The sequence below is a fragment of the Gymnodinialimonas sp. 57CJ19 genome (assembly GCF_038396845.1).
Classification (GTDB): domain Bacteria; phylum Pseudomonadota; class Alphaproteobacteria; order Rhodobacterales; family Rhodobacteraceae; genus Gymnodinialimonas.
The window spans coordinates 3,757,042-3,769,160 of the sequence record NZ_CP151587.1 but is presented as its reverse complement, the minus strand read 5'-3'; the positions used below and the strand labels follow the sequence as shown (position 1 = coordinate 3,769,160).

The window sequence follows — 12,119 nt, the reverse complement described above, 5'->3', positions numbered from 1 at the left end:
CATCATGGATAACCTGATCTCCATCGTCACTTTCCTGCCGTTGGTGGCAGCGGTCATTATGGCTGTGTTTCTGCGCGGCGATGATGAAGCGGCACAATTGAACGCCAAGCGCCTGGCCTTGGCGGCCACGGCGGCGACGTTCGTCGTGTCGATCTTCCTTCTGGTGCAATTCGACACTGCCAACACCGGCTTCCAGCTTGTGGAAGAGCGTGAATGGATGTTCGGCCTGACCTACAAGGTTGGCGTGGACGGCATTTCGATCCTTTTCGTGATGCTGACCACCTTCCTGATGCCGATCACCATCGCCGCTTGCTGGGGTGTCACGCACCGCGTGAAGGAATACATGATCGCGCTGTTGATCCTTGAGACGCTGATGATCGGCGTTTTCGTGGCCCTCGACATGGTGCTGTTCTACCTGTTCTTCGAGGCCGGCCTGATCCCGATGTTCCTGATCATCGGCATCTGGGGCGGGGCGAACCGGATCTACGCGTCCTTCAAATTCTTCCTCTACACCTTCCTTGGCTCGGTTCTGATGCTGGTCGCCATGGTGGCGATGTATGTGGACGCGGGCACGACGGACATCCCGACGCTGCTGAACCACACCTTCGGGACAGAAACCTTCAGCATCATGGGCTTCACCGTTGTCGGCGGCCTGCAAACCATGCTGTTCCTCGCCTTCTTCGCGTCCTTTGCTGTGAAAATGCCCATGTGGCCGGTCCACACCTGGTTGCCCGACGCGCACGTTCAGGCCCCCACGGCAGGCTCGGTCGTTCTGGCGGCGATCCTGTTGAAGATGGGCGGCTACGGCTTCCTGCGCTTCAGCCTACCGATGTTCCCTGTCGCCTCGGACATCATGGCGCCGTTCATCCTGTGGCTGTCGGTCATCGCGATCATCTACACGTCGCTGGTGGCGATGGTCCAAGAGGACATGAAGAAGCTGATCGCCTATTCCTCGGTCGCGCACATGGGCTTTGTCACCATGGGGATCTTCGCGGCAAACCAGAACGGCGTCGATGGGGCGATCTTCCAGATGATCAGCCACGGCTTCATCTCGGGCGCGTTGTTCCTGTGCGTCGGCGTGATCTACGACCGGATGCATACCCGTGACATCGACGCCTACGGCGGCCTTGTGGTGCGGATGCCGGCCTATGCGGCGGTGTTCATGCTGTTCACCATGGCCAATGTCGGCCTGCCCGGCACGAGCGGTTTTGTGGGTGAATTCCTGACCCTGATCGGCGTCTTCCAGGTGAACACCTGGGTCGGCCTGCTGGCCTGTACCGGCGTCATCCTGTCGGCTTCCTACGCGCTGTGGCTGTACCGCCGGGTGGTCTTTGGCGACCTGATCAAGGAAAGCCTCAAATCCATCACCGACATGACGACGAGAGAAAGGGCGATCTTCGCGCCGCTTATCATCATGACGATCCTTTTGGGCGTTTACCCCAGCCTTGTGACCGATGTGATCGGCCCCTCGGTTGCCGCCCTTGTTGAAAACTACGACGTGGCCGTGGCGGCATTCGAGCCCCACACTGCCGTCGCCGCCAGCCACTGATGCCGTTCGATCTCGCCATTGAACGCACTGACTAAGGACGAACCGCTATGATCTCCGCTGATCTTGCCATTCTGACGCCCGAGATTGTCCTGTCGCTGTTCGCGATGGCGGGGCTTTTGGGCGCTGTCTACACCACCAAAGATGCGCTGGCCTCGGTCATGTGTTGGGTCACGGCGGCGCTGTTTGTCGTGTTGGCCTTCTACATCGGCGTCACGGGCTCGGGTGCTCACGAAGCCTTCCATGGCATGTTCGTGGATGACGCATTCTCTCGCTTTGCCAAGGTGGCGATCCTGTTGTCGGCCGCCGCGATTCTGGCGATCAGCCAGGAGTTCATGGCAAAGGCGGACCTGCTGCGCTTCGAATTCCCGATGCTTATCGTACTGGCCGTTGTGGGCATGATGATCATGGTCTCCGCCGGAGATTTGATCGCGCTTTACATGGGGTTGGAGCTGCAATCCTTGGCGCTCTACGTCGTGGCCGCGATGCGTCGCGACTCGGTTCGGTCCACGGAAGCGGGCCTGAAGTACTTCGTGCTCGGTGCGCTGTCCTCTGGCCTGCTGCTTTATGGCTCCTCGCTGGCTTATGGCTTTGCGGGGACCACGCAATTCGCCGGGGTCATCGAAGCGGCGCAGGGCGGCGACATGCCCCTTGGCCTGCTATTCGGCCTTGTCTTCATCACTGCGGGCCTAGCGTTCAAAGTGTCCGCTGCGCCGTTCCACATGTGGACCCCAGACGTCTATGAGGGCTCTCCCACGCCGATCACCGCCTTGTTTGCCACTGCGCCGAAAGTGGCGGCCATGGCGCTGTTCGCCCGCGTCGTTCACGATGCTTTCGGTGGCGTGATCGGCGATTGGCAGCAGATCGTGGCCTTCCTTGCCGTGCTCTCCATGTTCCTTGGCGCGATTGCCGCCATCGGTCAGACCGATATCAAACGCCTGATGGCCTATTCCTCGATCTCGCACATGGGCTTCGCCCTGATGGGCCTGTCGGCGGGCACCGCGCAGGGTGTTGAGGCGATGTTGATCTACATGGCGATCTACGTGGCGATGAACATCGGCACCTTCGCGTTCATCCTGTCGATGGAGCGTGATGGCCGCCACGTCACGGAAATCTCGTCGCTATCGGGCTATGCCAGCAAAGAGCCGGCCAAAGCGCTGGCGATTCTGGTCCTGATGTTCTCGCTTGCCGGTGTGCCGCCGCTGCTTGGCTTCTTTGGTAAATATGCCGTGCTGGTTGCGGCCGTGGAATCGGGCCTTGTCTGGTTGGCGGTTGCGGGCGTCATCGCCTCGGTCATCGGCGCGTTCTACTACATCCGTATCGTCTACCTGATGTATTTCGGGGAAGAGCGAGAGGGGCTGGACGGCAAGATGGGGCTTGTGCCTTACATCGGCCTGATCGGCATGGCAGCGCTCATCGGCTTGGGCTGGATTCCCGGCGTGAACCTTTTTGGGATCGAGGCCCCGGCAGAGACTGCCGCCGCGATGCTTACCCGCTAAATGACGGACTGGCCCCAAGGCGTGGGCCGCCGTGTGGTGTTGTCTTGTGACAGTACCATGATGGAGGCCGCCCGCTCGGCCCCCTTCATCCGCGGACCGGAATGGGTCCTGGCATTGCAACAGACCGCCGCCAAGGGCCGCCGTGGCCGCGCTTGGTCAATGCCTGAAGGTAACTTCGCCGCGTCTCTGACGATGCAACCAACCGGACCCGTGGCGGAAATCGCTTTACGCTCTTTTGCGGCGGCAACGGCTCTTCGCGAAGCGCTCATCGCCGTTGGATGCCCGGATGAGGCGCTATCGCTGAAGTGGCCCAATGACGTGCTGTATAACGGCGGCAAGTTGGCGGGCATTTTGCTTGAAAGCCTTGGCGATGGTCGTGGCGGCGTTTCGCATCTGATTATCGGGATCGGCGTCAACCTGGCCGAAGCGCCGGATCCGGGGCAGGTTGAACCCGGCGCGTTGCGCCCCGTTGCCCTTGCGCAAGATGTGACGCCCGAGGCGTTGCTGGACGCTCTCGCCCCTGCCTTTGCCGCCCGTGAACACAGCCTCGCCACCTACGGTTTCGGCCCGACCCGGACCGAATGGTTGTCCCATGCCGCCCGATTGGGAGAGGTCATCACTGCGCGCCTGCCCAATGAAGAAATCACCGGCACATTCCGCGACGTGGACGAGACGGGCAATTTGATCCTGGATACCGCCAAAGGCCCTCGGGCCATTTCGGCGGCTGATATCTATTTTTGAACGGAGGCATCCATGCTCCTGTGTATCGACTGCGGCAACACCAACACTGTTTTCAGCGTCTGGGACGGCGAAAAGTTCATCGCCACGTTCCGCACGGCAACGGAACATACCCGGACGGCAGACCAGTATTTCGTCTGGTTCTCGACCCTGATGGACCACGAACAGCTGTCTGTGAACGTGTCTGAATGCATCATCTCGTCCACGGTGCCTCGGGTCGTGTTCAACCTGCGCGTGCTGTGTGATCGCTATTTTGGCACGCGTCCGCTGGTGGTGGGCAAACCCGAATGCCTTCTGCCCACGGAATCCCGTGTCGATGACGGCACGATTGTGGGACCAGACCGCTTGGTCAACACCGCTGGCGCCTATGACCGCCACGGGGGCGACCTGATCGTGGTAGACTTTGGCACCGCCACCACCTTTGACGTGGTAGCCACAGACGGCGCTTACGTCGGCGGCGTCATTGCGCCCGGCGTAAACCTGTCGCTTGAAGCGCTGCACCAAGCGGCCGCCGCACTTCCCCATATCGATGTGACCAAACCGAATGTCGTGATTGGCACCAACACGGTGACTTGCATGCAGTCGGGTGTGTTTTGGGGCTACATCGGCCTTGTGCGTGAGGTCTGTGACCGAATTCGCACGGAATACGCTGCGTCATGGAACGCTGACATGCGTGTGATCGGCACAGGGGGCCTCGCCCCGTTGTTCTCCAGCGGAGATGTGCTATTTGACCAAATCGAAGATGATCTGACGATGCACGGGCTGACCGTCATCCACAAATACAACAAGGATAAAAACCCCACATGAGTGATCGCAACCGCCTCATCTACCTTCCCATCGGCGGCGCCGGGGAGATTGGGATGAACTGCTATGTCTACGGCTTTGGGCCGGAAGGGCAGGAGCGGTTGATTGTCGTGGATACAGGCGTTGCCTTCCCCGACATGGACGGCCAGCCGGGCGTGGACCTGATCCTGCCCGACGTTGAATGGCTGGAAGACCGCAAGGACCGGATCGAGGGGATCTTTATCACTCACGCCCATGAGGACCACGTGGGGGCGATCGGGCACCTGTGGGGGCGTCTGGAAGCGCCGGTCTATTGCCGCAAGTTCACCGCCATCCACGCGATGCGCAAGATGGATGAAGCGGGCCACGACCCGGCGCAGGTGCGGGTGGTTGAGGCCTATCCAGAGGTGGTGGAATTGGGCCCGTTCAAGGTGTCTTTCGCGCCTGTCTCTCACTCGATCCCCGAGGCGTCTGGCCTTGTGATCGACACGAAAGCGGGCCGGGTTATCCATTCGGGCGACTTCAAGATCGACCGCACTCCGGTCGTGGGCGAGGCTTTTGACGAAGACATGTGGCGCCAGATCGCCTCGGACGGCGTGCTGGCCTACGTCTGCGATTCCACCAACGTTTTCTCTCGCCATCCGGGCCGCTCGGAATCCGAGCTGCCGCCGCAGATCACAGAGCTGGTGGCCAACGCGCGTGGCATGGTTGTGGCCACGACATTCGCGTCCAATATCGCCCGGCTGCAAACGTTGGCCGATGCGGGTATTGCGGCGGGCCGTTCCATCTGCCTGATGGGCCGCGCCATGCAGCGCATGGTAAAAGCGGGCAAGGAAGCCGGCGTTCTGACGGACTTCCCTTCGACCGTGTCGCCGGAAGAAGCCCTTGATATACCACGCGAAAGCTTGATGCTAATCGTGACCGGGTCGCAGGGGGAACGGCGGGCCGCATCGGCGTCGCTGTCCCGGGGGAAGTACCTCGGCCACGAGCTGAAAGAGGGTGATACCTTCCTGTTCTCGTCCAAAACGATCCCCGGAAACGAGGTTTCCGTGGGCTATATCCAGAACGCGCTTGCCGAAATCGGCGTTGAGATTGTCGATGACAATTCTGGCTTCTACCACGTCTCGGGCCACGCGAACCGCCCGGATATCGAGTTGATGCACGAAGTCCTGAAAGCGCAGATCGTGGTGCCTTGCCACGGTGAGTTCCGCCACCTGCGCGAACATGCACGCCTTGCGATGTCGAAGGGCATGGCCGGCGTGGTCGCGGCGAACGGGATGATGGTGCAGCTGTCGGGCAATGCGCCTGACGTGGTCGAGCATGTGGACGTGGGCCGCACCTACCTGGATGGCGATGCGTTCGTGGGCCAATACGATGGCGTGATCCGTGAGCGTATGAAAATGGCGCTGAATGGAATGGTCGTGGTCGCCCTGATCGTGGACGAGACCGACGAAGTGCTTGAAGACGCATGGGTTTCGCTCAAGGGCCTGCCCGAGAAAGGATCTTCCGGTGTTGATCTGCAAGAGCTGGTAGAGGACGAAATCTCGCGCCTGCTGCCGCGTTTGGATGCAAAGATCATCGACGACGACGACAAGCTGGAAGAGGCGGTGAAGCGCGTCGCCCGGAAGACGTGCTTGCAGGAAATCGGCAAAAAGCCAGAAGTGACGCTGCTGGTGAGCCGTCTGATGGCCGAGTAAACCTCGTCCCTGCCTGAAACGAAAACGCCGCGCGGGGCTGAATGCTCCGCGCGGCGTTTTTGTGTTTTGGGGCGGGAGATGCCCCGGCTTGAAGGATTACTCCGGTGACGGGGTACCTTCGGATGCTGGGGCAGGGGTGTCTTCCGATGCCGGGGCGTCCGTAGCCTCGGTCGGTGTTTCCTCTGCAACCTTCTTCTTGCGTGGCGCACGGCGGCGCTTGGGCTTCTCTTCTACCGCTTCGCCCTCAGACGCGGCTTCGGCAGGGGCTGCTTCCACCTCTGGCGTGGCTTCCGCCTTCGGCTTGCGGGTACGGCGACGCTTGGGCTTTTCCTCAGGTGTGGCTTCCGCCTCCGGCGCTGCTTCGGCCTGCGCCTCCGCTTCCGGCGCTGCGTCGGCTTGCGCCTCCGCAGTCGCCTCCTCCGCCTTCGGCGCGTCGTCGGCTGTCGCCTCCGGCTCGGCCTTCGGCTTGCGTGTGCGGCGGCGCTTGGGCTTTTCAGTGGGAGCCTCGGCTTGGACCTCGGGCTCTGCCTCGACCTGAGGCGCTTCTACAACGGCGGCCTCATCCTCTTCCATGTTCATTTCACGGGCGGGACCACCACGGCGTTCATCAAAGCTCAGGCCGATGAAATCGGGGGTGAATTCTCCCATGCCGACGATGCGCGGACCGCGATCACCATTCCGGTCACGGCCACGACCCCGGCCACCGCGGTCGCCACGCTCGCGGCGGGGCTGCTGCTGTTGGGGTTGCGGCTGCGGATCGGGCTTGGCCGCCGGCGCGGCCTCAGGCGTTGCCTCCACCTTTGGCTCTTCGGCTTTGGGTTGCTCGGCCTTGGGTTCTTCGGTGCGACGACGCCGGGTCCGGCGCGGTTTGTCCTCGGTCGCGGCTGCTGGCGCGGCGGGCGCGTTGACGGCCATGGGAGGTTCCGCGCGTGGGATAGGTTGCTTGATCAGTCCTTCAATCGCCCCGAGATATTTCTCATCCGAGGGCACGCAAAGCGTGATCGCAACACCAGTTTTCCCGGCGCGCCCCGTGCGGCCGATGCGGTGCACATAATCCTCGGCATGGCTTGGAACGTCGTAGTTGAACACGTGGCTCACGTTTGGAATATCAAGCCCGCGTGCCGCCACATCGGAGGCGACAAGGAACGTGATCGTCCCGTCGCGGAAGCCCGCAAGGGTCCGCATTCTATGAGCTTGGTCCAGATCCCCGTGGATCGGCTCGGCGTTGAGGCCGTGCTTTTTCAGGGACTTGGCAACGATATCCACATCCACCTTACGGTTGCAGAAGATGATCGCGTTGCGGAACGCTTCGCCCTCGGCAGTGATCGCAGCACGCAGCATGTCGCGCTTCATCTTGGCCTGCGCATCGCGGCGTGGGGCTTTGAATTCGATCAACCGCTGCTCGATCGTGTCGGAAGTCGTTGATTGACGCTCAACCTCGACCTTTTCGGGGTTGGACAGGAACGTGTTGGTGATCCGCTCAATCTCAGGCGCCATGGTGGCCGAGAAAAACAGCGTCTGACGGGTGAAGGGGACAAGGCCGAAGATCTTTTCGATATCGGGAATGAACCCCATGTCGAGCATCCGGTCCGCCTCATCAACGACCATGACCTTCACGTCGTTGAGAATCAGTTTGCCGCGTTCAAAATGGTCCAGAAGGCGACCGGGCGTGGCGATCAGAACATCTACGCCTTTGTCGATGGCGGCCTCTTGTTCCTTGAATGACACGCCACCAATCAGCAGCGCTTTGGTCAGCTTCACGTGCTTGGCGTAAATGTCGAAGTTTTCGGCCACCTGAGCCGCGAGTTCGCGGGTGGGGCAAAGAACCAAGGACCGGGGCATACGCGCACGGGCGCGGCCACGGGCCAGCATGGTAATCATCGGCAGCGTGAAAGACGCTGTTTTGCCAGTGCCAGTCTGGGCGATTCCCAGAACGTCGCGCCCCAACAGCGCGGGCGGAATCGCGCCGGCCTGGATGGGGGTGGGGGATTCGTATCCCGCCTCCGCAATGGCTTTTTGTACTTTGGTATTGAGATCGAGATCAGCGAAAGTCGTCATGGGCGTCCAATCTTGCCGAGGCGTAGTGCCGTTCGGCGGGGTGATGGAGCGCAAAATTTGCCAGCGCGCTCCGCGAGACTTGTCCGCGCGGATCGCGGACAGGCAACGCATTATTGCATTCCCACAGAGTCGTCAAACTATGCCCGCTGGTGCGGGAACTTAGCGGTGCCGATGTGTCACGGCTGGGGCCGGTGGAAAAGCGCTGGAGGGGCGAAGATCGACACGTTGTCGGTGCCGGAAATCAGCCGCGCGTGCAGCCCGTGGTCTTGAGCGTGGACAAACAGCGAGGCTGACAGGAAAATAAAGCCGACGTGGGCGTTTCGGCAGTGGCCGTGGCTACAGCCATCCGTTCCCCCAGCGCGCCGGAAGGGGAGTTCTACCCCACCGCTCCACGCCTCTTGAAACCGAAGGTTATGAACGCCGTCGCGCCGTTGCGTCACAACCAAGGCGCGGGTGGCTTCACCGTCGCGCTCGGCCACGATGACATGGCCAAGAAGCACGTGGTGCATATGGTTCGAGATCACGACTTGATTGGAAAAGTGCCCCGACAGCCCCGTGTCCGAGGCCACAAGACCACCAGATTGCGGCGCACAAGCTGCCGTGAACAAAGCAAAAAAGAGGGTTAGGCGCCACATCCCCTCAAACTAGAGGCTTCTGGTTAAGGGAGGTTTAAGAAACCGGCTCCGGTGCAGCGGAGACGTGAAGATCGGGCGTGTATCCTTCGGACAGAACCGCCAGCGTGCTTGGCGGGGTCAGCGCCATGGTCGCGTCTGAGGGGCGTGGGATGGCATGGCCGTAGCCTTGCGGATTGTAAGGCACCAGGCGGTCGCCTTGCACCAAATGAGCGGCCCCAAGATGGTTTACGAATGCCCCGTCCGGAAGGGTATCCATCTCCACCGGATGCAGGCGCTTTTCGCGGTCTGTCAGACGCTCTCCATGCATCACCGCGTCGATTTCCACTGCCTTCGGGGCCCCGGGGAAACGATCCCGAAACGCCGTGTAATCGGTCCGCCGACAATAGGCGCAGGGTCGGTGGCCGGCAGCGAGGGCGACAGCCTCATCCAGGAAAAACAGCTCCGTCCATGTGCCGGGCTGCGCAATCGGGCGGCGGCGGCCGCGGAAGTCCAACACACAGGTAATCCACGCTTTCCCGGCCCATTGACGGTTTGTCATGCGGCCAGCGCGGTCCACCAGGATGCCGCGATTGCCGGTAAACGTGCCGCGGGCAGGATGGGCGACGATGCGCCCGTCGGGAAGGACACGATTGCGATGGGTCAATTGCGTCTCAATTCTGTCAAAGCTCGGCACATTCCCCAGAGATTGACGCATTTCGGCGAGCAATAATCACAGTACGCCGCGATTGTCCTTGGATGAGCAAAACGAGAAATGTGTAAACCGAGCAGAAAGTATAACCAGTGACACAGAGACTAAGTGATTTGAGTGGCCACGCCTACGGCAGTTCCCGATTTCCGACCTCAATTTCCGAGGTGCCGACCTATTTGGCAAATATTGACCCCATGACCGCAGGCTTGATCCTGCTGGCGGCCTGTGCGGCCTACCTTGTGTGGTCGGGCAACGCCGATGAGCGGGCCCGCCACAGCGCCCGCCAACGATCTGGAAAAGGCATCACATTGCCGCCTCCGATCGTGCCGAAGGAATTCCTGGACCGCGCCAACCGGACCGCGCGCGACTGAACCAACTGCCCCGCCTCTGCACCATCTGGAATTTTTTGGGGGGAATCAGCTTTTTGCGACTGCCAGCAAATGGTCGATCCGGCCTCGTGACAGGCGCTGATTGCCAATCGGACCAGCGGCGCGGCTTCCAAACAAGCCGCCAGCTTCTCCGGACATTTCTTCATCCGTGCGTTCGGACAGCCACGCCACGAACGCCTCCCGGTCCTCGCAAAGGTGCAGTGCCGTCGTGGGATAGCCGTCCGTGGACAGGGCCACGAAGTAGCCTCTGTGATCCCGAAACACGCCATGCCCACAGTAATCGCGGTGGTAATTGATCAGACCGGCGAAGGCGGTGTCTGATCGGTCCGATCCGGCAAATTCCTGATCCAGGTGATCGCACACGCGGCTTGCCCGGTCGCGGCCCACGGGCGGCCCGTGGTGGATGACGGGCCGCTTGCGAAACCAGCGGATCACACCATCAGCTCTTTTGTCGCTGACAGCGTCACGTCGGGGTAGTCGCGGGCCACGCGGTCAATATCCCACTGCAGCCGCGTCAGATAGACAGGGTCGCCGTCGTTGTCGGTGGCGATGTGCTGCTTGTTGGCATCGGCGAAAGCCTCCACCGCGTCCTTGTCGCCATGAACCCAACGGGCCGAGGTGAATTGCGATGCCTCAAACCGCACGGGAAGGCCGTATTCCAGCTCGATCCGGCTGGCCAGAACCTCAAACTGCAACGCGCCCACAACGCCGACGATGAAGCCCGAGCCGAACGTGGGCTTGAACACCTTCGCGGCACCTTCTTCGGCGAACTGCATCAACGCCTTGTCCAGATGCTTGGCCTTCAGCGGATCGCCCGCGCGGCACGATTGCAGCAGTTCCGGCGCGAAGCTGGGGATGCCGGTAAACCGCAAAGCCTCGCCCTCGGTCAGGGCGTCACCGATGCGCAACTGGCCGTGGTTGGGGATGCCGATGATATCGCCGGCCCAGGCCTCTTCCGCCAGTTCCCGGTCTGACGCCAGGAACATCACCGGGTTGCTGATCGACATCGGCTTTTTAGACCGCACATGGGTCAGCTTCATGCCGCGGTTGAAATGCCCCGACACCATACGCACGAAGGCCACCCGGTCCCGGTGCTTGGGGTCCATGTTGGCCTGCACCTTGAAGACGAAGCCCGTGACCTTCTTCTCATCCGGCGAGACCTGGCGCGGGTCGGCGTTCTGCACCTGCGGCTCGGGGCCGTATTCGGCGATGCCGTCCATCAGTTCCTTCACCCCGAACGAGTTCATTGCAGAGCCGAACCAGATCGGCGTCAGCGAGCCCTCCTGGAACGCGGCGATGTCCATCGCAGGCAGCAATTCGCGCGCCATCTCGACCTCTTCGCGCAGCTTCTCCAGCAACTCGGCGGGCACGTGATCGGCCAGCGCCGGATCGTCCAGACCTTGAAGTTTCACGGATTCCGCCACCTTGTTGCGGTCCGCCCGGTCCATCAGTTCCAGACGGTCGTGCAGCAGGTCATAACAGCCAAGAAAATCGCGCCCCACGCCGATCGGCCACGAAGCAGGCGTCACGTCGATGGCAAGGTTTTCCTGAATTTCGTCAATGATCTCGAACGTGTCGCGGCTTTCGCGGTCCATCTTGTTACAGAAGGTCAGGATCGGCAGGTCGCGCATACGGCAGACCTCGAACAGCTTCTGCGTCTGGCTCTCCACGCCCTTGGCGCCGTCGATGACCATGATCGCGGCGTCCACGGCGGTCAGCGTGCGGTAGGTATCTTCCGAGAAGTCGCTGTGGCCGGGCGTATCCACCAGATTGAAGCGGAAGTTCACCTCGGGCGTCTGGAAGTCGAACGACATGGCCGAAGCCGAGACAGAGATGCCCCGGTCCTTCTCCATCTGCATGAAGTCCGAGCGCGTGCGCCGCGCCTCGCCTTTGGCACGGACTTGGCCGGCCATCTGGATCGCGCCCCCATAGAGAAGGAACTTCTCGGTCAGCGTCGTTTTACCGGCGTCAGGGTGCGAGATGATCGCGAACGTGCGGCGACGTGCGATTTCCGGGGGCAGGGTGGGGCGATTGTCCAACATGCCCCCGCATATATTGGGCGCGGGCGGCAGGGACAATCGCCATC

At 61.5% G+C, this 12,119-nt stretch carries 11 protein-coding genes; 6 read left to right on the top strand and 5 right to left on the bottom strand.

Going from position 1 to position 12,119, the window contains the following annotated elements:
• Nucleotides 1–4 precede the first annotated feature (4 nt).
• The 5 genes from AADW23_RS18355 to AADW23_RS18335 are packed head-to-tail and all read left to right on the top strand — an operon-like array spanning nucleotide 5 to nucleotide 6,263.
• Nucleotides 5–1,549: an NADH-quinone oxidoreductase subunit M gene (locus AADW23_RS18355; RefSeq protein WP_341862390.1), complete on the top strand. Its 1,545-nt coding sequence runs from the start codon at nucleotides 5–7 to the stop codon at nucleotides 1,547–1,549.
• Nucleotides 1,550–1,596: 47 nt separating this feature from the next.
• Nucleotides 1,597–3,045 carry an NADH-quinone oxidoreductase subunit NuoN gene (nuoN, locus tag AADW23_RS18350; RefSeq protein ID WP_341862389.1) on the top strand — a complete coding sequence of 483 codons (1,449 nt, stop codon included), beginning with the start codon at nucleotides 1,597–1,599 and terminating at the stop codon, nucleotides 3,043–3,045.
• The gene (locus AADW23_RS18345; RefSeq protein WP_341862388.1) at nucleotides 3,046–3,786 is read left to right on the top strand and encodes a biotin--[acetyl-CoA-carboxylase] ligase; all 741 of its coding nucleotides are present in this window, start codon (nucleotides 3,046–3,048) and stop codon (nucleotides 3,784–3,786) included.
• Nucleotides 3,787–3,798: 12 nt separating this feature from the next.
• Nucleotides 3,799–4,590 (top strand): type III pantothenate kinase, encoded by a 792-nt coding sequence (locus AADW23_RS18340; protein ID WP_341862387.1) that lies wholly within the window; start codon nucleotides 3,799–3,801, stop codon nucleotides 4,588–4,590.
• A complete protein-coding gene (locus AADW23_RS18335; RefSeq protein WP_341862386.1) occupies nucleotides 4,587–6,263 on the top strand; it encodes a ribonuclease J in 1,677 nt (558 codons plus the stop codon). Before AADW23_RS18340 ends, AADW23_RS18335 begins: the two co-directional genes overlap by 4 nt.
• A 96-nt stretch (nucleotides 6,264–6,359) precedes the next feature.
• On the opposite strand, the gene AADW23_RS18330 is transcribed toward AADW23_RS18335, so the two are convergent.
• The 3 genes from AADW23_RS18330 to AADW23_RS18320 form a co-directional block, all read right to left on the bottom strand.
• Complete coding sequence (locus AADW23_RS18330; RefSeq protein WP_341862385.1) at nucleotides 6,360–8,321, bottom strand: DEAD/DEAH box helicase; 1,962 nt, start codon at nucleotides 8,319–8,321, stop codon at nucleotides 6,360–6,362.
• A gap of 176 nt (nucleotides 8,322–8,497) precedes the next feature.
• A complete protein-coding gene (locus AADW23_RS18325; RefSeq protein ID WP_341862384.1) occupies nucleotides 8,498–8,956 on the bottom strand; it encodes a hypothetical protein in 459 nt (152 codons plus the stop codon).
• Between the two features lie 34 nt (nucleotides 8,957–8,990).
• Nucleotides 8,991–9,599 carry a hypothetical protein gene (locus tag AADW23_RS18320; protein WP_341862383.1) on the bottom strand — a complete coding sequence of 203 codons (609 nt, stop codon included), beginning with the start codon at nucleotides 9,597–9,599 and terminating at the stop codon, nucleotides 8,991–8,993.
• Between the two features lie 137 nt (nucleotides 9,600–9,736).
• Between AADW23_RS18320 and AADW23_RS18315 the strand changes: the two genes are divergently transcribed.
• Nucleotides 9,737–10,015 (top strand): hypothetical protein, encoded by a 279-nt coding sequence (locus AADW23_RS18315; RefSeq protein ID WP_341862382.1) that lies wholly within the window; start codon nucleotides 9,737–9,739, stop codon nucleotides 10,013–10,015.
• Between the two features lie 45 nt (nucleotides 10,016–10,060).
• Here the strand turns inward: AADW23_RS18315 and AADW23_RS18310 are convergent, their stop codons facing one another.
• Both AADW23_RS18310 and AADW23_RS18305 read right to left on the bottom strand, forming a co-directional pair.
• A complete protein-coding gene (locus tag AADW23_RS18310; RefSeq protein WP_341862381.1) occupies nucleotides 10,061–10,468 on the bottom strand; it encodes a hypothetical protein in 408 nt (135 codons plus the stop codon).
• Nucleotides 10,465–12,075: a peptide chain release factor 3 gene (locus AADW23_RS18305; protein WP_341862380.1), complete on the bottom strand. Its 1,611-nt coding sequence runs from the start codon at nucleotides 12,073–12,075 to the stop codon at nucleotides 10,465–10,467. The genes AADW23_RS18310 and AADW23_RS18305 overlap by 4 nt, the downstream gene beginning before the upstream one ends.
• Between the last annotated feature and the right edge of the window lie 44 nt (nucleotides 12,076–12,119).